16 protein-coding genes are annotated in these 18,385 nt (G+C 73.5%); 8 read left to right on the top strand and 8 right to left on the bottom strand.

Features of this window, described 5'->3' with window-relative positions; genetic code table 11:
* Nucleotides 1-21: 21 nt before the first annotated feature.
* The 5 genes from tatA (at nt 22) to AC1Q5D_RS09890 (ending at nt 6,600) form a co-directional block, all read left to right on the top strand.
* A complete protein-coding gene (tatA, locus tag AC1Q5D_RS09910; protein WP_481738430.1) occupies nt 22-249 on the top strand; it encodes a Sec-independent protein translocase subunit TatA in 228 nt (75 codons plus the stop codon).
* A 48-nt stretch (nt 250-297) separates the two neighbouring features.
* On the top strand, nt 298-1,086 hold the full coding sequence (gene tatC, locus AC1Q5D_RS09905) for a twin-arginine translocase subunit TatC (RefSeq protein ID WP_481738545.1): 789 nt from the start codon (nt 298-300) through the stop codon (nt 1,084-1,086).
* A 45-nt stretch (nt 1,087-1,131) separates the two neighbouring features.
* Nucleotides 1,132-3,957, top strand: coding sequence for a DEAD/DEAH box helicase (locus AC1Q5D_RS09900; RefSeq protein WP_481738429.1), 2,826 nt, complete (start codon nt 1,132-1,134; stop codon nt 3,955-3,957).
* A gap of 76 nt (nt 3,958-4,033) precedes the next feature.
* Nucleotides 4,034-5,515, top strand: coding sequence for an amidohydrolase family protein (locus AC1Q5D_RS09895; protein WP_481738428.1), 1,482 nt, complete (start codon nt 4,034-4,036; stop codon nt 5,513-5,515).
* Between the two features lie 359 nt (nt 5,516-5,874).
* Nucleotides 5,875-6,600, top strand: a complete 726-nt coding sequence (locus tag AC1Q5D_RS09890; protein WP_481738427.1) for a polyprenol monophosphomannose synthase — start codon at nt 5,875-5,877, stop codon at nt 6,598-6,600.
* A 188-nt stretch (nt 6,601-6,788) separates the two neighbouring features.
* Here the strand turns inward: AC1Q5D_RS09890 and AC1Q5D_RS09885 are convergent, their stop codons facing one another.
* The 4 genes from AC1Q5D_RS09885 to AC1Q5D_RS09870 form a co-directional block, all read right to left on the bottom strand.
* Complete coding sequence (locus AC1Q5D_RS09885; protein ID WP_481738426.1) at nt 6,789-7,136, bottom strand: RNA polymerase-binding protein RbpA; 348 nt, start codon at nt 7,134-7,136, stop codon at nt 6,789-6,791.
* Nucleotides 7,137-7,253: 117 nt separating this feature from the next.
* The gene (locus AC1Q5D_RS09880) at nt 7,254-8,222 is read right to left on the bottom strand and encodes an SPFH domain-containing protein (RefSeq protein WP_481738425.1); all 969 of its coding nucleotides are present in this window, start codon (nt 8,220-8,222) and stop codon (nt 7,254-7,256) included.
* 44 nt (nt 8,223-8,266) lie between these two features.
* On the bottom strand, nt 8,267-8,734 hold the full coding sequence (locus AC1Q5D_RS09875) for an NfeD family protein (protein ID WP_481738424.1): 468 nt from the start codon (nt 8,732-8,734) through the stop codon (nt 8,267-8,269).
* Between the two features lie 79 nt (nt 8,735-8,813).
* Complete coding sequence (locus AC1Q5D_RS09870; RefSeq protein WP_481738423.1) at nt 8,814-9,764, bottom strand: putative RNA methyltransferase; 951 nt, start codon at nt 9,762-9,764, stop codon at nt 8,814-8,816.
* 40 nt (nt 9,765-9,804) lie between these two features.
* Here AC1Q5D_RS09870 and AC1Q5D_RS09865 point away from each other — a divergent pair, with 40 nt between their 5' ends.
* On the top strand, nt 9,805-11,916 hold the full coding sequence (locus AC1Q5D_RS09865; protein WP_481738422.1) for a S9 family peptidase: 2,112 nt from the start codon (nt 9,805-9,807) through the stop codon (nt 11,914-11,916).
* A 25-nt stretch (nt 11,917-11,941) separates the two neighbouring features.
* On the opposite strand, the gene AC1Q5D_RS09860 is transcribed toward AC1Q5D_RS09865, so the two are convergent.
* Together AC1Q5D_RS09860 and AC1Q5D_RS09855 are read right to left on the bottom strand one after the other, a co-directional pair.
* Nucleotides 11,942-12,586 carry a peptide deformylase gene (locus tag AC1Q5D_RS09860; protein WP_481738421.1) on the bottom strand — a complete coding sequence of 215 codons (645 nt, stop codon included), beginning with the start codon at nt 12,584-12,586 and terminating at the stop codon, nt 11,942-11,944.
* A gap of 194 nt (nt 12,587-12,780) precedes the next feature.
* Nucleotides 12,781-13,608: an SDR family NAD(P)-dependent oxidoreductase gene (locus tag AC1Q5D_RS09855; protein ID WP_481738420.1), complete on the bottom strand. Its 828-nt coding sequence runs from the start codon at nt 13,606-13,608 to the stop codon at nt 12,781-12,783.
* Nucleotides 13,609-13,812: 204 nt separating this feature from the next.
* On the opposite strand from AC1Q5D_RS09855, the gene AC1Q5D_RS09850 reads away from it, so the two are divergent.
* Both AC1Q5D_RS09850 and AC1Q5D_RS09845 read left to right on the top strand, forming a co-directional pair.
* Nucleotides 13,813-16,200, top strand: coding sequence for an ATP-binding cassette domain-containing protein (locus AC1Q5D_RS09850; RefSeq protein WP_481738419.1), 2,388 nt, complete (start codon nt 13,813-13,815; stop codon nt 16,198-16,200).
* A gap of 206 nt (nt 16,201-16,406) precedes the next feature.
* Nucleotides 16,407-16,970 carry a dihydrofolate reductase family protein gene (locus AC1Q5D_RS09845; protein ID WP_481738418.1) on the top strand — a complete coding sequence of 188 codons (564 nt, stop codon included), beginning with the start codon at nt 16,407-16,409 and terminating at the stop codon, nt 16,968-16,970.
* A 182-nt stretch (nt 16,971-17,152) separates the two neighbouring features.
* Here AC1Q5D_RS09845 and AC1Q5D_RS09840 read toward each other — a convergent pair whose 3' ends face one another.
* Together AC1Q5D_RS09840 and AC1Q5D_RS09835 are read right to left on the bottom strand one after the other, a co-directional pair.
* On the bottom strand, nt 17,153-17,731 hold the full coding sequence (locus AC1Q5D_RS09840; protein ID WP_481738417.1) for a hypothetical protein: 579 nt from the start codon (nt 17,729-17,731) through the stop codon (nt 17,153-17,155).
* Between the two features lie 14 nt (nt 17,732-17,745).
* Nucleotides 17,746-18,345, bottom strand: coding sequence for a hypothetical protein (locus tag AC1Q5D_RS09835; RefSeq protein ID WP_481738416.1), 600 nt, complete (start codon nt 18,343-18,345; stop codon nt 17,746-17,748).
* Nucleotides 18,346-18,385: the final 40 nt, after the last annotated feature.

Raw genomic sequence — 18,385 nt, 5'->3', positions numbered from 1 at the left:
GAATCCAACGAAAGGAATCCCATGGGTGGTCTGCAGGGATGGCATCTGGTCATCATCATTGTTCTGGCGCTGCTGCTTTTCGGCGCGCCCAAGCTCCCGGGCCTGGCCCGTTCGATCGGCCAGTCGCTGCGGATCTTCAAGTCCGAGGTCCGCGAGATGAAGGACGACGACAAGCGCGACAAGGACGCCACCGGCGAGACCGTTGAGGGCAAGATCGTCGATCCGGACCGCCGCGACCCCCAGGCGTAGGCGCCCGTGGCGGCACATTCGGGGCGCAAGTCCAATCCCGAGGGGAGGATGGCGCTCAAGGAGCACCTGATCGAGCTGCGCAATCGCCTGCTCATCTCGCTGGTGGCACTGCTGCTGGCGACGATCGGGGGCTTCCTGCTCTACCGGCCCGTCATGGAGCTGCTGCTCGTGCCCATGACGGAGCACGGGGGCGTGGCGAACTTCAACAGCGCGATGTCGCCGTTCGACGTCATGATCAAGGTCTCGGTGTTCCTGGGCCTGATCATGGCCAGCCCGGTCTGGCTCTACGAGCTCTGGGCGTTCATCGTCCCGGGGCTCAAGAAGCGCGAGAAGCGCACCGCGCTGGCATTCATCGGGGCGGCCCTGCCGCTCTTCCTCGGCGGCATCGTCCTCGGGTACTGGGTGCTCCCGCACGCCCTGATGTTCTTCATCGGCCTCACGCCAGAGGGCGCGGTGAACTACATCGGCATCGACGTCTACCTGCCCTTCGTGCTGCGCCTGCTGCTGGCCTTCGGGCTGTCGATGATCGTGCCCGTCCTCATGGTGGGACTGAACCTCGTCGGGATCCTGCCCGGCAGGCTCATCGTCAAGCACTGGCGCGTGACGGTCTTCCTGATCTGCCTCGTGGCGGCCATGGCCGCCCCCGGCGGCGACGCGCTGACCATGTTCGTGTTGGCCGGGCCCCTCCTGGTGCTCTTCGCGGCGGCGACCGTGTTCTGCCTGGCCAACGACAAGCGCCGAGCCAAGCGGTCTGCCGCCCTCGAGGAGGAGAACGCGCGCGCCGCCGCCGGCCACGGCAGCGATATTGGCCGCCCCACCGATGCCGATAGCCTGTAGGGGACCAGTACCGCACACCGACACCATCCGGAAGGAGCGGCGCACATGGGCTCTCCTGCCGAACAGTACGCGGCCTTCAAACAGCGCGCGGCCGAGGCCAAGACCCGGCTGCACGGATTCCGCCAGACGCTCGGCTTCGAGCTCGACGCCTTCCAGGTCGACGCGTGCCGCGCCGTCGAGGAGGGCAAGGGCGTCCTGGTGGCCGCCCCGACCGGCGCGGGCAAGACTGTCGTCGGCGAGTTCGCGATCCACCTGGCGCTCGAGCGCGGCCTGAAGGCGTTCTACACCACGCCCATCAAGGCGCTGAGCAACCAGAAGTACACGGACCTCGTCGAGCGCTACGGCCCGGCCCGGGTCGGACTGCTCACGGGCGACACGAGCATCAACGGCGAGGCCGAGGTGGTCGTGATGACCACCGAGGTCCTGCGCAACATGCTGTACGCGGGCTCCGAGACGCTGGGCGGGCTCGCCTACGTGGTCATGGACGAGGTCCACTACCTGGCGGACAAGTTCCGCGGGGCCGTGTGGGAGGAGGTCATCATCCACCTGCCCGAGTCGGTGCAGGTGGTCTCCCTGAGCGCGACCGTCTCCAACGCCGAGGAGTTCGGCGGCTGGCTGGACACCGTCCGCGGCGACACGGAGGTGGTCGTCTCCGAGCACCGGCCCATCCCGCTGTGGCAGCACGTCATGGTGGGCGGCCGCCTCTACGACCTCTTCGCCGGCGAGGTCTCCTTCGACGAGGCCGCGGACGACGACGACGCCGGGGCCCGGGACGTCGCCGTGAACCCGGAGCTGCTCAAGCTCGCGCAGCGGGACCTGAACCGGGGCTTCCGCGGCGGGGTCCACCGCAGCCGGGGGCGGGGCCGCGGGCGCAGCGGCCGGCCGGCCCCCACCCGCTACGAGCCGCCGGCGGAGCGGCACCGCATCAGCCGTCCGGAGATGGTGCTGTCCCTGGACGCCGCGGGCCTGCTCCCGGCGATCGTCTTCATCTTCTCCCGCAAGGGCTGCGACGCGGCCGTCGGCCAGTGCGTGCGCGCCGGTCTGGCCCTCACCACCCGGGCGGAGGCCGCGGAGATCGAGCGCGCCGTCGACGACGCCGCCCGCGAGCTGCCACCCGAGGACCTCGAGGTCCTCGGCTTCTGGTCCTGGCGGGAGGGGCTGACCCGCGGCTTCGCGGCCCACCACGCCGGCCTGCTGCCCGTCTTCAAGGAGGTCGTCGAGAAGCTCTTCGCGGACGGGCTCGTCAAGGCGGTCTTCGCCACGGAGACCCTGGCCCTCGGCGTGAACATGCCGGCGCGCTCGGTGGTCCTCGAGAAGCTCGAGAAGTTCAACGGCGAGTCCCACGTGACCATCACGGCGGGGGAGTATACCCAGCTCACCGGACGGGCGGGGCGCCGGGGCATCGACGTGGAGGGCCACGCGGTGGTCCTGTGGCAGCCCGGCACGGATCCGGCCGCGGTCGCCGGCCTGGCCTCCCGACGCACCTACCCCCTGAACTCCAGCTTCCGGCCCACCTACAACATGAGCCTGAACCTGTCCGCCCAGTTCGGGCGGGGCCGCGCCCGGAGCATCCTGGAGTCCTCGTTCGCGCAGTTCCAGGCGGACCGCTCCGTGGTCGGCCTCGCGCGCAAGGTGCGCGCCCGGGAGGAGTCCCTCGCCGGGTTCGAGAGGTCGATGCAGTGCCACCTGGGCGACTTCTCCGAGTACGCGCGGCTGCGCCAGGAACTCGCCGAGGCGGAAAAGCAGGCCTCCCGCACAGCCTCCAGGGCCCGCCGCTCCGCCGCCGAGGACTCGCTCGAGCGGCTGGTTCCCGGCGACGTCGTCGACGTGCCGGGACCGCGGCGCCTGGGCCGCGCCGTCGTCATCTCCGTCTCCGACTCGCTGCGCGACCCCCGGCCCACCGTGCTCACGGAGGACCGGCAGATCCGCCGCATCGGGGTCCAGGACCTCGACGGGCCGCTCGAGGTGCTCACCAGGATCCGCATCCCCAAGGCGTTCACCGGCAAGTCGCCGCGCGAGCGGCACGACCTGGCGGCCACGCTCCGCAACGCCCTGCACGAGCGGCGGCCGCCCGCGCGCGGCGGCGGCTTCGACTACGCCGGGTCGTCAGCGCAGGAGGCCCGGATCGCCGACCTGCGCCGGCGCCTCAAGCGGCACCCCTGCCACGGCTGCAGCGAGCGCGAGGACCACGCCCGGTGGGCCGAGCGCTGGTGGCGGCTGCGCCGCGAGACGGACCAGCTGGCCGGACAGATCACCGGCCGCACGAACACCATCGCCAAGACGTTCGACCGCGTCTGCACCGTGCTGGAGGAGTACGGGTACCTCGCCCCCGTGGAGGAGGGCGGCCCCGCCGCCGTCGCGACCGCCTCCGGGCAGCGGCTGCGCCGGATCTACGGCGAGCGGGACCTGTTGACCTCGCTGGTCCTGGAGTCCGGCGTCCTGGAGCCCCTGGGCCCGGCCGAGCTCGCCGCGTTCGTCACGACGCTCGTCTACCAGGCCCGGCGCGAGGGCGGGGGCATCGACCCGAAGATGCCCACACCCGGCATCGAACGCGCGTGGGAGACCGCGGTGCGGCTGTGGTCCGGGCTGACCGACCGGGAGGCGGAGAACCGACTGCCGGAGACCGACGAGCCCGACTCCGGCCTGGTCTGGCCCATGTACCACTGGGCCCGCGGGAAGAACCTGCGCGACTGCCTCCGCGGCACCGAGCTCGCCGCCGGGGACTTCGTGCGCTGGGCGAAGCAGACCATCGACTCGCTGGACCAGCTGGCGTCCGTGCCCGACCTGCCGCCCCGGCTCGCCGCGACCTGCCGCGCGGCGGGCGACGCGGTGCGGCGCGGCGTCGTGGCCCACTCCGGCGTCGCCGACTGACCCCTGGCACCCGCCGGGCAGGCAGACCGCCGATCCAGGCTCACCCGGCACCACGCACCACCCCCGAAAGGAACCCATGTCCCGCCCCGTCCTGTACCGCAACGGTGCCGTCTACAGCCCCGCCGACCCCTTCGCCACGGCCCTGCTGGTCGACGGACCCACGGTCGCCTGGATCGGCCAGGAGGCCGCGGCGGCCGGCCTCGTCGACGACCGCACGCAGGTCGTGGACCTGCAGGGGGCCCTCGTGGCTCCGGCGTTCGTGGACTCCCACGTGTCCGTCACCGCCACCGGAGCGGCCCTGACGGCCGTCGACCTGTCCGGGGCCGGGGACTGGACGGCCGTGGCCGTGCGGCTCCGGGAGGCCGCGGGGGAGGGAGCCCTGCTGTCGACCGGCTGGGAGCCGGCGGCCGTCCCGCCGGAGGGCGGCGCCGCGCTCGACGCCGCGTCCGTCGGCCGCGACGCGGTGCTGCTCTCGGCGGATGGTTCCACTGGACTCGTCGGCGCGGCCCTCGCCGGACGGCTCGGGCTCTCCGCGGCGCCCGGCTGGCAGGGGGGCGGGGTGGCCTCCGGCGAGGCCCTGGAGCGTGCCCGCGCCGCCGTCGTCCACGATCCCGCGCTCCGCGCCGAGCGGCAGCGCCGCGCCTTGGCGCACTTCGCGGCCACGGGCCACGCGGCGGTGGTCGAGGTTGCCCGGCCCGGCTCCGAGGGAGCCGACGACCTGCTGCACCTGTGGGCCGAGTCCGACGGCGGCGCCCCCGGCCCGTCCGTGCACGGCTACTGGAACCACGCGGCCACCACCGCGGCCGAGGCCCGCGACGCGCTGGCGGAGCTCGGGGGCAGGGCCGCCGGGCTCGGGGGCTTCGCGTCCGGCGGGCGGGACGGGTTGGACCCGGACCGGATCGCGGCGCACCTGGTCGCGACCACGCAGGCCGGCACCGGCTCGCTCGTCGCCGCCGGCACGGACGGCATCGGCGCCTACCTCGCCGCGCTCGCGGCGGCGTCCGCGGAGCTGGGGGCCGACCGGTTCCAGCGCGGGCGCCATCGGCTCGAGGCCTCGGGCCCGGTCGGCGGGGATGCCCTGCCGGGACTGCTGGAGGCGGGCGTGGCCGTCGGCCTGCGCCCGGCCGCGGACACGCCGACCGGCACCCCCGGGCTGCGCCTGGCCTCGCTCCTGTCCGCGGGCGTGCCCGTCGCACTGGGCTCCGGGTCCCCCGACGGGCCCGCCGACCCGTGGGCGACCGTCCGTGCGTGCCTGCGCCTGGCCCGGGAGGAGGAGCGGATCTCGGCCCGGGCCGCGTTCGTCGCACACACGCGCGCCGGGTACCGGGCCGTCGGCCACGCGGACCCACTCGCGGGGCAGCTCGTGCCCGGGGCCGAGGCGACGTTCGCGGTCTGGGAGGCCTCCGAATTGGCGGTCCAGACCCCCGACGAGCGGGTCGCCTCGTGGAGCACGGACGCGCGGGCGGGAACGCCCATGCTGCCCGTCCTGGACGGCCCGTTGCCCCGCTGCCTGCGGACCGTCAGGGCCGGTTCGACGATCCACGATGTCCTGGCCTAGGGGGCTCCGGACCCGCCGCGCTGACTAGGTTCTTCCAAGGAAGCTACTAGTCAGCTCGTGGTTGACACGCGGTAGCCAGCGGCTAGGCTGGACGGGCGACGGCGGGAAGCGCAAGGGTTCCCGCCGCGCCGGTTGCCCTCCGGCAGACCAAGGGCAGGACCCCGGGAGCAGTAGAAAACAGATGCCCGCCGCCAGCGTTAGGTTTCTGGTCCGAAGCTCCCGGGGTCTTCCCGTGCCCCCGCGTATACTGGGGGCTTCGCCTCCGTCGGCGCGTCCCGTGCACCGGGCCCCGGGCGGAGGCCCACCGACCCGGCCCGCGCCGCGGGCCATCGCCGAGAAGCAAAAGGGGTTGCCTGCGCGTGCGCGTCGTCACCATCATCCCGACCTATAACGAACTCGAGTCCCTGCCGCTGACGGTGGGTCGGCTGCGCAAGGCCGTGCCGGACTCGGACGTGCTGGTGGTCGATGACAAAAGCCCCGACGGGACGGGCGAGCTCGCGGACCGCATGGCCGCCGAGGACCCCGCCATCCACGTCATGCACCGCCAAGGCAAGGCGGGCCTCGGCGCGGCGTACATCGCCGGCTTCGAGTGGGCACTGCACCGCGACTACGACGTCATCGTCGAGCTCGATGCCGACGGCTCCCACCAGCCGGAGCAGCTGCCCCGGCTCCTCGCGGAGATCGGCCGCGCGGACCTGGTCATCGGCTCCCGCTGGGTGAAGGGCGGCGAGGTGGTCAACTGGCCGCTGCACCGCAAGCTGATCTCGCGGGCCGGCAGCCTCTACGCGCGCACCATGCTCGGCCTGGGCCTGCGAGACATCACGGCCGGGTACCGGGCCTTCACGCGCCAAACGCTCGAGGCCATCGACCTCGACGCCGTCGAGTCGGTCGGCTACGGGTTCCAGGTGGACATGACCTTCCGCGTCGCCCGCCTGGGCCGGCGGATCGCGGAGGTCCCGATCACCTTCGTCGAGCGCGAGCACGGGGTGTCGAAGATGAGCGGGAACATCGTGGTCGAGGCCATGCTCAACGTGACCAGATGGGGGCTGTCCGCCCGCTGGCGCAAGCTCACGGGGCGCGGCTAGCCCCGGACCGGGGGAGCGGGCCCGGGATGCCCCGACCGGGGGAGCAGGCCCGGGACAGCCCCGACCGGGGGAGCGGGCCCGGGATGCCCCGATCGGGGGCTGCCCGCCGCCCGCGATCAGGGAGCCCGGACGACACAAGGGCCACGCACCGTCGAGGTGCGTGGCCCTTGGCGTCGGAGCGGGGGACGCTAGGCGTCGACCTTCTCCCCGCGCGCGGCGCGCAGCTTGTTCAGGCGGTCCTGGAGGATCTGCTCGAGGTCCTCGACGGAGCGGCGCTCCAGGAGCATGTCCCAGTGGGTGCGCACGGGCTTCTCGTTCGAGCCCGTCGGCTTCTCGCCGTTGACGAGCAGGGCCTCCTTGCCGCTCTTGGAGACCCAGGTGGCGGGGATCTCGGCCTCGGCGGAGAACGTCACGAAGACCTGCTCGCCGTCCTCCGTGCGGTACTCCACACGCTGGCGCGGTGCCGGCTCCACGCCGGCCTCGGTCTCCATGCTCTGTGCGCCCAGGCGCATGCCCCGCAGGCTGCGATCGCTCATGTTCTCTCCCTACTGCCGTCGTACGGTCATCGGCTCATCGACTACAACGCGCCGACCCCGGGGATGATTCCCGGCGACGGGCCCAAACCCCCGATTATACGCGCAGGCCAGCGGTGCCTACGCGGGACCCGCGGCGCGACCGGTCCCGGCGGCGCCCGATCCCGGCCCGGCGGCGGAGCCGGGTGTCCGGGGTCCGTTCGGGCCCAGGTCCCCGAGGACCCCTCCGATGCCCTTGAGGGCCTCGCCGACCTCGCTGGGGATGATCCACAGCGTGTTGGCCTGGCCCTCGGCGATCTTCGGGAGCGTCTGCAGGTACTGGTAGGCGAGCAGCTTCTGGTCCGGGTTGCCGGCGTGGATGGCGTCGAAGACCTTTTGGATCGCCTGGGCCTCGCCGTCCGCGCGCAGGATCGCCGCCTTCGCGTCGCCCTCGGCGGCCAGGATGGCGGCCTGCCGCTGTCCCTCCGCGGTGAGGATCTGCGACTGTTTGGTGCCCTCGGCCGTGAGGATGGCGGCGCGGCGGTCGCGCTCGGCGCGCATCTGCTTCTCCATGGAGTCCTGGATGGACAGCGGCGGGTCGATTGCCTTCAGCTCGACGCGGGACACGCGGATGCCCCACTTGCCGGTGGCCTCGTCCAGCACGCCGCGCAGCTGGCCGTTGATCTGGTCGCGGCTGGTCAGGGCCTCCTCGAGGTTGAGCCCGCCGACGACGTTGCGCAGCGTGGTCGTGGTCAGCTGCTCGACGGCCTGGATGTAGTTGGCGATCTCGTAGGTGGCGGCGCGGGGCTCTGTGATCTGGAAGTAGACGACCGTGTCGATGGAGACGACGAGGTTGTCCTCGGTGATCACCGGCTGCGGCGGGAAGCTGACCACCTGTTCGCGCAGGTCCAGCAGCGGCAGCAGGCGGTCCACGAACGGGATCAGCAGCGTCAGGCCGGGGCCGAGCGTCCGCTGGTACTTGCCGAGCCGCTCGACGATGCCCGCCCGGGCCTGCGGAATGATCCGCACCGAGCGCAGCAGGACGATGACGACGAACGCCGCCAGGACGATCAGGACCACGGCGGTGCCGAATCCCGGACTGTCGAACATGATTCCCCCTGAGTGTGGTTGGACCCTGCCCCGGCGGGGCGGGGTTAGGTGGCCGGGCCGGACGACGTGCGCGCGGTCAGGTACGCGGTGGCGCCCTCGATCCGGACCACGGTGCCGTAGGCGCCCGGGTCGAGGGGAGCGGCGTCCTCGGTGCGGGCGCTCCAGGTCTCGCCACCGATCTTGGCGCTGCCGGCCAGGCGCCCGGTCGGCTCGAGCACCAGGGCGTCCAGCCCGATCAGCCGGTCGACGTTCGTCCGCCGCTCCTTCGGCCCCTTGCGCAGCTGCCTGATGGCAATGGGCCTGACGAGGACCACCATGGCCATGGCCAGCAGGCAGAAGGCCAGGACCTGCAGCCAGAACGGCCCGCCACCCAGGGCAACGAACACGGCCCCGAGCGCTCCGCCGGCGAGCATGATGAAGTACAGGTCCAGCGACATCATCTCGATGATGGCGAGGACCAGGAACAGGGCCAGCCAGAAGACCCAGGCGTTTGCCGCGATCCACTCGAGCACGCGTCACCGTCCCGACATTGCGGGGACGCGGGCCGTCCCCTGGTGTCTCCATCATGCCTGATGGGCGGGCGCGGGGAGGTCAGCCCTGGGGACGATCTTCCGCAGCTGGCGGGAGCCCGGGGAGGCGGGGGAAGGACTGCACCCGGAAGGCGGCCGACACGGTCTCCGGCAGGGGGCGGGCGGCCAGGCGGGCCCGCACGCCGGCCTCGTCGGAGTGGTGCCCGGCGGGGCCCATCAGAGCCAGGGCGACGGCGTCGTCGTCCCCCAGGCGCATCCGCGTCCGCACCTCGCGCTGGCCCGCGGGGCCGAAGCCCACGCCCAGCCGGGCGGCCACGGACTCCTCCTTCCCGGGTGCGATGGACAGCAGCCCCAGGGGCCCGGCGGCCTCCGCCAGGTGCTCCGCCAACGGGGTGGCGACGACGGCGGTCCCGCCCGGGGCCAGGACCCGCGCGAACTCGGCTCCGTTGCGCGGGGCGAAGACGTTCAGGAGCACGTCCACGGACGCGTCCGCCAGCGGCAGGGGCCGCCACAGGTCCCAGACCAGGGCCGTGGTCCCGGGCAGGCGCGCGGCGCGGCGCATCCCGTAGCGGGAGAGGTCGACGGCGATGCCCTCCACGCGGTGCCCGTCGGCCCGCAGCCGGTCCAGGACGCGGCCCAGGTAGTAGCCCGTCCCGGCGCCGGCGTCGAGCACCCGCACGACGCCGTCCCGGGACGCCCCCGCGGCGTCGCCGAGTGGCCCCGCGCGGCCGGCGTCCCGCACGGCGGCGGCGGCCGCCTGCGCGACCGCCTCGGCCAACGGCGCGTAGTGGCCGGCACCGAGGAACGCGTCGCGGGCCGCGACCATGGCCGCGGTGTCCTCGCGGAAGCCCGTGCCCTGTCCGGTCAGGAGGTTGTAGTAGCCCTGCTTCGCGGCGTCGAAGCGGTGCCCAGCCGCGCAGGTCAGCGGGGGCCGTGGGCCGGCGGCGGCCGCGAGCGGGCCGGCGCACACGGGGCAGCACAGGGGCGTGGCGCCCGCGGGGAAGGGGGTCACGGGTCTATCCTTCAATAAACGTTTCAGATATGCTCGCGGCGTGAAGCCCACACAACTCGAGCTGCTGACCACTGTATCCGCCCCGTCGCTCTCGCCGGACGGACGGTGGGCGGTGGCCACGGCGTCCCGGCCGAACCTCGCGTCGGACTCCTATACCGGCCAGCTGTGGCTCGTGGACGCCACCGGGGCCGAGCCGGCACGGCGCCTCACGCGCGGCGCGGCCGACACCTCCCCGGCCTATTCGCCCGACGGGACGCTGATCGCGTTTCTTCGCCGGGACGCCGGCGGGTGCGCGCAGCTCGCCGTCGTCGACGCGCGCGGCGGGGAGGCGCAGGTGCTGACCGACCGTCCCCTGGGCGTCGGCGGCTTCGCCTGGTCACCGGACTCCCGGCGGATCGCGTTCGCCAGCCGGACGCCCGAAGCCGGCCGCTACGGCACCACCGAGGGCGTGGGCCCGGGCGCCGAGGACCCGCGGCGCATCACCGGCTTCAAGTACCGCATGAACGGCCTCGGCTTCCACCGCGACAAGCCCCGCGGGCTGTTCGTCCTGGATGTTCCGGATCCGGGCGCCGAGCCGTGGACGGAGCCCGTGGGGCGGGCGGCCTCGAACGGCGTCGGAGGTGCGGGCGACGGCGGCGCCCCGGCGTCCGGGGCGCGCTACCCGGAGGCGCGTGCGGCCACGCCAGCGGGCCGCGACGCCTCCGACCCGTGCTTTTCGGCCGACGGGGCCTGGCTCTACTTCACCGCGGCCCTCCACGAGGGGCAGGACCGCGACCTGCGCTCGCTCGTGTACCGCGTGCCGGTGCCGCGCGCGGGGGAGGGGGCGCCGGCCGAGGCGGTGGTCGCCGCCGGCGACCCGGAGGGGACCGTCTCCTTTTCCGCGCCCTGCCTCTCCCGGGATGGGACGACCCTGTACGTGTTGGGCCAGGAGCTCGGCGCGGACGGGGTGGACTTCGTGGCCCGCCACGGCTCCGTGTATGCCGTGGACGGGGCGGGGGCGGCCGGCCCGGGCGCGGTGGTGCCGCGCCGGCTCTCCGACGCGGACGCGACCGAATACGGGGAGGGGTCACTGCGGCCCCACGGCGCCGCCGGGGTGCTGGCCTTCGCCCGGTTCCGCGGGGCCGGTGAGCTCCACGCCTTCGGCCCCGACGGCACCCACGAGGTCCTGGCCGCCGGGCCGCGCATCGTCGAGGGCGCGGCCGAGGCGGGCGGCACCGTCATTGCCAGCTACACGGACCCGGGCAGCCCGGGGGAGCTGGGCCGCGTGGAGGACGGCGCCGTCGTCCCGCTCACGGACTTCGCCGGGCCCCTGCGGGCGGCGACGCGCATCGCCGCCCCGCGCGAGCTCACCGTGCCCTCCGCCGACGGCTACCCGGTCCACGGCTGGGTCTTCCTGCCCGACGGCCCGGGCCCGCACCCCGTGCTGCTGAACATCCACGGGGGTCCGTTCTCGCAGTACGGCTGGGGATACTTCGACGAGGCCCAGGTGTACGCGGAGGCCGGCTACGCCGTCGTCCAGTGCAACCCCCGCGGCAGCGCCGGCTACGGGCGCGAGCACGGCCTGGCCATCCGCGGCGCCCTGGGCACCGTCGACCTGCAGGACGTCCTGGCGTTCCTGGACGGCGCCGTCGCGGCCGAGCCCGCGCTCGACGGCGCCCGGGCCGGGATCCTCGGCGGCTCGTACGGGGGCTACCTCACGGCGTGGACCATCGCGCACGACCACCGCTTCGCCGCCGCCGTCGTCGAGCGCGGCTTCCTGGACCCCCTGAGTTTCATCGGGTCCTCGGACATCGGCTGGTTCTTCAGCGAGGCGTACACCGGGAGCGACCCCACGCACGCGTTGACCCAGAGCCCGTACGCCGTCGCCGCGAACGTCCGTACGCCGACGCTCGTGGTGCACTCGGAGGAGGACCACCGGTGCCCGCTGGAGCAGGCCCAGCGCTACTACGTGGAGCTGTTGCGCCGGGGCGTCGAGGCCGAGCTGCTGCTGTTCCCCGGCGAGGACCACGAGCTCTCCCGCTCGGGCACGCCCTGGCACCGGCGGCAGCGCTTCGAGGCGATCCTCGACTGGTGGGCGCGGCACCTCCCCAGTGCGGCGAACCCGGCGCCGTCCCCTGCGGAGTCCCGGGCGGAGGCGGGGACGCGCGCCTAGGACCCGTGGGGCGGGGAACCGGGGCCTAGAAGCCCAGTCCCTCCCGGGCGGGCGCCGGCGTCGGGCCGGCCCAGCGCCGCGCGTACTCCTCCGTGGTGCACAGGCTGCGCGTCACCGCCCGGTCGATGTAGACGGTGCCGCGCAGGTGGTCCGCCTCGTGTTGGACGATCCGCGCCTGCCACCCGGTGAACAGGCGCTCCGCAGGGGTCCCGTCGGCGCCGAGCCAGCGGGCGGCCACGCTGCGGGGCCGCTCGACCACGGCCGTGAAGCCCGCGAAGGACAGGCAGCCCTCGAAGTGCGCCGCCGTCGCGGTCCCGGACGCCACGTAGGTGGGGTTGACCATGGCGAGGTAGTCCAACGGCTCGCGCTCGCGCTGCGCGGCGGTCTCCGGGTCGGTCGCGTAGCGGTCCTCGAGGACGGCGATCCGCAGGGGCAGGCCGATCTGGGGCGCGGCCAGGCCGACACCGGGCGCCGCGTGCATCGTGGCCCGCATGAGGCGCAGCAGGCCCGCCAGAAGCGGCCCGTCGAGCTCGCCCCCGTACTCGGGCGTGCCCGAGCGCAGGACCGGGTGGCCGAGCTGGACGATGGGCGGCAGGGCGCCCTGGGCGTCGTGGCGCTCCACCATCCGCCCGACGGCGTCCGACAACTCGGCGGGGGAGAGGTGTTCCATGGGTCCATCCTGCCAGCGACACTCGCCCCAGGGGGCATACCCCCGACCGTGCCGGGGCTGCCGGGAGACCGGCGTCGTCGTCGCCGACGGCGGCCGCAGTCGGGTGCGGACGGTCGACGCCGCCAACGGCGGGCCCGGGGAGCTACCGGTCGTGGCCGGACCGAGGCCCCGAGGCCGTGCTGGGGCGCGGCTCCTTAGAGCCCGACCATCGCGGTGCTCAGCTCCCACAGCCCTGCGGCCAAGGCGGCGTCGCGCACCTGCGGGTTGACGCTCCTCGCCGGCCGGTTCCGCACGTAGTAGCCGCCGGACTGCCACGTCCGGCCCGGCGTTCCCAGGGCGTGCAGGGCCAGCGCGCTTCCGCCCTCCTCGACACCGGTCAACAGGATGCGTGCCAGCGGCGTGCGGTACACGAACCGCATCAGACTGGGGGTCTCGTTCGCGAAGTTGGTGGCCACGATCCCGGGGTGGAACGCCACGGCTGCGAGCCCCTGGCCGTGGTGTCGGCGGTGCAGCTCCCGGGTGAACAGGATGTTGGCGAGCTTGGCATCGCCGTAGGCCTTGGCTGCCGACCAGTGCCGGGCGTTGTTGAGGTCGCCGAGGTCCAGCCGGCCGAAGAGCCGGTGGGCGACGCTGGAGGTCTGCACGACCCGCGCCCGGGAGGTGACCAGACGGTCCATGAGCAGGTTCGTGAGCAGGAAGGGAGCGAGGTGGTTCACCTGCAGGCTCAGGTCGAACCCGTCCACCGTGGTCTCGTGCCCGAAGAGGCCCCCCGCATTGTTCGCCAGCACGTCCACGCGCGGGTAGCTCTCCAGCAACTCGGCGGCCAAGGCCCGGACCTCGCCGAGGTCGGCAAAGTCCGCCACGTGGTGTGGGGCCCCGGTCTCGCGCGCCACCGCGGCGGTCTTGCCGCGGGACCGGCCGACGATGACGACCCGGTGGCCCCCGGCCGCGAGTTGGCGCGCGGCGGCGGCGCCGATCCCGTCGCTGGCGCCCGTGATCACGATGGTCTGCGGGCCGGTCATGGGGCCTCCTCCCGGCGATGCCTCCGCCGCGGCGTCCACCCGGCTCGCATCGACGGTACCGCGGGATCCCGGGCTGCGCTCGACATCAGTGCGCCCCCGTGGCACGATCGCGCTCGTGGGCAGCCATCACACGGGGTAGCAGGACCGGCGCGACTGTCGTGCCGGCGACGGCGGCTCGGGAGACACGACGAAAGAGGCAGCAGGATGACCTCCGCCAGCACGAGCACCGCCCCCGCAGGGGCTCCGCACCCCGCCGACACGCACGACCTGATCAGGGTGCAGGGGGCGCGCGTCAACAACCTCAAGGACGTCAGCGTGGAGATCCCCAAGCGGCGGCTCACCGCGTTCACGGGGGTCTCGGGCTCGGGCAAGAGCTCCCTCGTCTTCGCCACCATCGCCGCGGAGTCGCAGCGGATGATCAACGAGACCTACAGCGCATTCGTCCAGGGGTTCATGCCGACCCTCGCCCGGCCCGAGGTCGACGTCCTCGAGGGCCTCACGACCGCGATCATCGTCGACCAGGAGCGCATGGGGGCCAACCCGCGCTCCACCGTCGGGACCGCCACGGACGCCTACGCGATGCTGCGGATCCTCTACAGCCGGATCGGGGAACCGCACGTCGGCTCGCCGCAGGCCTTCTCCTTCAACGTCGCCTCCATCAGCGGGGCCGGGGCCGTCTCGATCGAGCGCGGCGGCGAGAAGGTCAAGGAGCGGCGCGAGTTCAGCATCACGGGCGGCATGTGCCCGCGCTGCGAGGGGCGCGGCGCCGTCACGGACTTCGACCTGACCGCCCTCTACGACGAGACCAAGTCCCTGCGCGAGGGCGCCCTGACCGTCCCCGGCTACAGCATGGACGGCTGGTACGGGCGCATCTTCAGCGGCGCCGGGTTCGACATGGACAAGCCCATCGGCAAGTACGGCAAGAAGGACCTGCACAAGCTGCTGCACGGCGAACCCACCAAGATCAAGGTCGAGGGCGTGAACCTCACCTACGAGGGCGTGATCCCGAAGATCCAGAAGTCCATGCTGTCCAAGGACGTCGAGGCGATGCAGCCGCACATCAGGGCGTTCGTCGAGCGGGCCGTGACGTTCCAGACCTGTCCCGAGTGCGACGGCACGCGCCTGACCGCCGCCGCGCGCTCCTCGAAAATCGAGGGGCGGAGCATCGCTGATCTCTGCGCGATGCAGATCAGCGACCTCGCCGCCTGGGTCGGGCGGCTGGACCGGCCGAACGTCGCCCCGCTGCTGGGCGGGTTGCGCCACCTGCTCGGCGCCTTCGACGAGATCGGCCTGGGCTACCTGTCGCTGGACCGGCCGACCGGCACGCTGTCCGGGGGAGAGTCCCAGCGGACGCGCATGATCCGCCACCTCGGCTCCTCGCTCACCGACGTCACCTACGTGTTCGACGAGCCGACCATCGGCCTGCATCCCCACGACATCCAGCGCATGAACGGGCTGCTGCTGCAGCTGCGCGACAAGGGGAACACCGTCCTGGTCGTCGAGCACAAGCCCGAGGCCATCGCCATCGCGGACCACGTCGTCGACCTCGGGCCGGGGGCGGGCACGGACGGCGGCGAGGTCTGCTTCGAGGGTACCGTGGACGCGCTGCGGGCGAGCGGCACGGTCACCGGCCGGCACCTCGACGACCGGGCCGCGGTCAAGGAGGGCGTGCGCGCGCCGTCGGGTGCCTTGGAGGTGCGCGGCGCGTCGACGCACAACCTGCGCGGTGTCGACGTCGACATCCCGCTCGGCGTGCTCTGCGCGGTCACCGGCGTCGCGGGCTCCGGCAAGAGTTCCCTGATCCACGGCTCCGTGGCCGGGCGCGACGGCGTCGTCGTCATCGACCAGGCGCCGATCCGCGGGTCGCGGCGCAGCAACCCGGCCACGTATACGGGCCTGCTGGACCCGATCCGCAAGGCCTTCGCCAAGGCCAACGGCGTCAAGCCGGCCCTGTTCAGCTCCAACTCCGAGGGCGCCTGCCCGGCCTGTAAGGGAGCGGGCGTGATCTACACGGAGCTGGGCATCATGGACACCGTCGAGACCACGTGCGAGGAGTGCGACGGGCGCCGCTTCCAGTCCTCCGTGCTGGAGTACACCCTGGGCGGGCGGAACATCGCCGGGGTGCTGGCCATGTCGGTCGCCGAGGCGGGGGAGTACTTCGCCGGGGGCGAGGCGCGCACCCCTGCCGCCCAGAAGGTCCTGGCGCGCCTGGCGGACGTCGGGCTCGGGTACCTCAAGCTCGGCCAGCCGCTCACCACCCTCTCCGGCGGCGAGCGGCAGCGCCTCAAGCTGGCGGCCCAGATCGGGGAGAAGGGCGACGTGTACGTGCTCGACGAGCCCACCACCGGGCTGCACCTGGCCGACGTCGAACAGCTGCTCGGGCTCCTGGACCGGCTCGTCGACTCCGGCAAGTCCGTCGTCGTCATCGAGCACCACCAGGCCGTCATGGCCCACGCCGACTGGGTCATCGACCTGGGCCCGGGGGCGGGGCACGACGGCGGGACGGTCGTTTTCGAGGGGACCCCGGCGGATCTGGTCGCCGGCCGGGCCACGCTGACGGGGCGCCACCTCGCGGAGTACGTCGGCGCCTGAGGCGAAGCGCGTACGGGCGTCCGGGGGCACATCAGGGCCGCAGGGAGCCAGGGGCCGCGGGGGCCTGGCTCTGTTATGTCAACCTGGCGCGTCCGCGGGGCCCCTCGGCCGGCCCGGCGGGAGGGGGGCCGTGTCGGGTCCATGCCGCGTGCGGGGCCGTCCGCGGCGGCCTGTCGCGGGAACCGGCCCGCGGGTAGGCTGGCGCCGTGCGGAAACTGTCCTTCGGCATGAACGTGAGCCTGGACGGCTACATCGCCGCGCCGGGTGGCGACATCGGCTGGAGCGTGCCGAGTGACGAGCTGTTCCAGTGGTGGTCCGACCGCGTGGCCGCGACGGGCCTGGCGCTCTACGGACGCGGGCTATGGGAAACGATGGCCTCGTACTGGCCGACCGCCGACCAGCGGACCGATGCCACGGCCGCGGAGATCGAGTTCGCCCGCCGCTGGAGGGACATGCCCAAGGTCGTGTTCTCGTCGACGCTGGACGCGGTCGCGGGGAACGCCCGCCTGGTTACCGGCGACGCGGTCGCCGAGATCGCCCGGCTCAAGGCCGACGACGGCGGGCCTATGGACATCGGCGGCGCGACGCTGGCCGCGGCGGCCATGCGGGCCGGCCTGGTCGACGAGTTCGTGCTGGCCACCGCGCCCGTGCTGGTCGGCGGCGGCACGCCGTTCTTCACGACCCTGGACCACTGGGTGGACCTGGACCTCGCGGAGACGCTTGCGTTCCCGGGCGGCGTCGTTGTGACGCGGTACGAGGCCAGGCGCTGAGTTCCGGCCGAGAGCTCGCCGCGGGCCGCAGAAAGCCGGCCGCCAGGCCCCCTCGGAAAAACGCTCTCTCCGTAACGCCGATAATGTACATTATGTCAACTTAGCGCTCGAGCGTCGTTCTGGCTCGTGGGAACGGCGGGTCCCCGCGGGGGCCAACGGCCCAAGCCCTGAAGCCCGATGTCTCAGCGCGCGATCGCCGATCCCAGCCCGTAGCACGCACACGCCCACAGGACGCTGGCGAAGGTTCCGAGGATGAAGCGCTCGGCCGCCCGGTCCTTGCCCAGCTCCGGATACCGCCCGAGGCCCTTGACCGCGAGGACGACGGCGAGCCCCTCCGGCCAGCCGGCCCACAGCGTGGCGGCGATCGCCGTCCGTTCAAGCAGCCCGATCCAGGCTCCGCCGCGCAGGACCTCCGCCGCGGCGGAGATGCCGCCGTCCTCGTCCGTCGCCGGATGGCCGGACTCCCCCGGTATGGGCGTGGCGCCGCGGGCCTCGGCCAGGGATTCGCGGTCGGCGAGGTGCAGGACGGCGTCGGTGATCGGGCCACCGCCGAGGGCGGCCGCCGCCACTGAGACCGCCGCGGCCAGCCCCAGGGGCACCGCGGACCCGCCGGCCGCGAGGGCCAGCACGAGCCCCGCGGCGCCGAGCAGCAGGCCCTGGGCCAGCGCGGTGGCGAACAGCCGGCCCTGCCGCGGTCCCTGGTGGCGCCGCCAGTATTGCGGGACGCCGAGCGCGGCCGCGGCCATTGGCAGCAGGAGCACCGCCCACACCATGCCTACTCCCCCTCGTCGATCCGGGTCGAATACTCGTCGAGGGCACGGCCCGCGACGTCGGCCAGGGCCCGGCACTCGTACCAGAGGCCCGACGCAAGCCTGCTCGAGACCGCCTGCTGGCTCACGCCCAGGCGTTCGGCGGCCTCGCGTTGGCTCAGGCCCTCGGCGACCAGTCTGCCAGCCTCGGCCGACGCGTCGGTGCGGCGGCGCTGCACCGAGGCCACCAGCTGCAGTTCCGCCTCGAGCCGCGCGGCCTCGGGGCCGGGTCCGGCGACCGCCAGTGCGCCCGCGGCGTTCTTGGCGCGTTCCACGGCGTCGCGCGCGTGTTCGAAGGCCGGTCCCGCGCCCGCCCGGGTCTGCCGCGGCAGCGGGGTGCGGACGGCGCCGACTCCGATGCCGGTGCTCCACTCCCCCGAGGCGGCGACGTCCAGGGCCAGCCGCACCGCTTCGGTGCCGTCGTCGAGGACGCCCTGGACCTCGTCCCCGGCGGTCCGTTCGAACGGACGCACCGTCCGGTATTCGGTGTTCAGGCGCTCCAGAAGGGGCTCCACGAGGTCGTCGCGGAGCCGGGAGCGGCGCTGGTCGATCGTCACCACCAACATGCCACAATGCTATGATTTTGTTGCCTTAGTTACAACCCCA

The organism is Arthrobacter paludis (genome assembly GCF_056782315.1).
The sequence above is the reverse complement of the archived record's forward strand: the minus strand, read 5'-3'. Positions and strand labels throughout refer to the sequence as shown.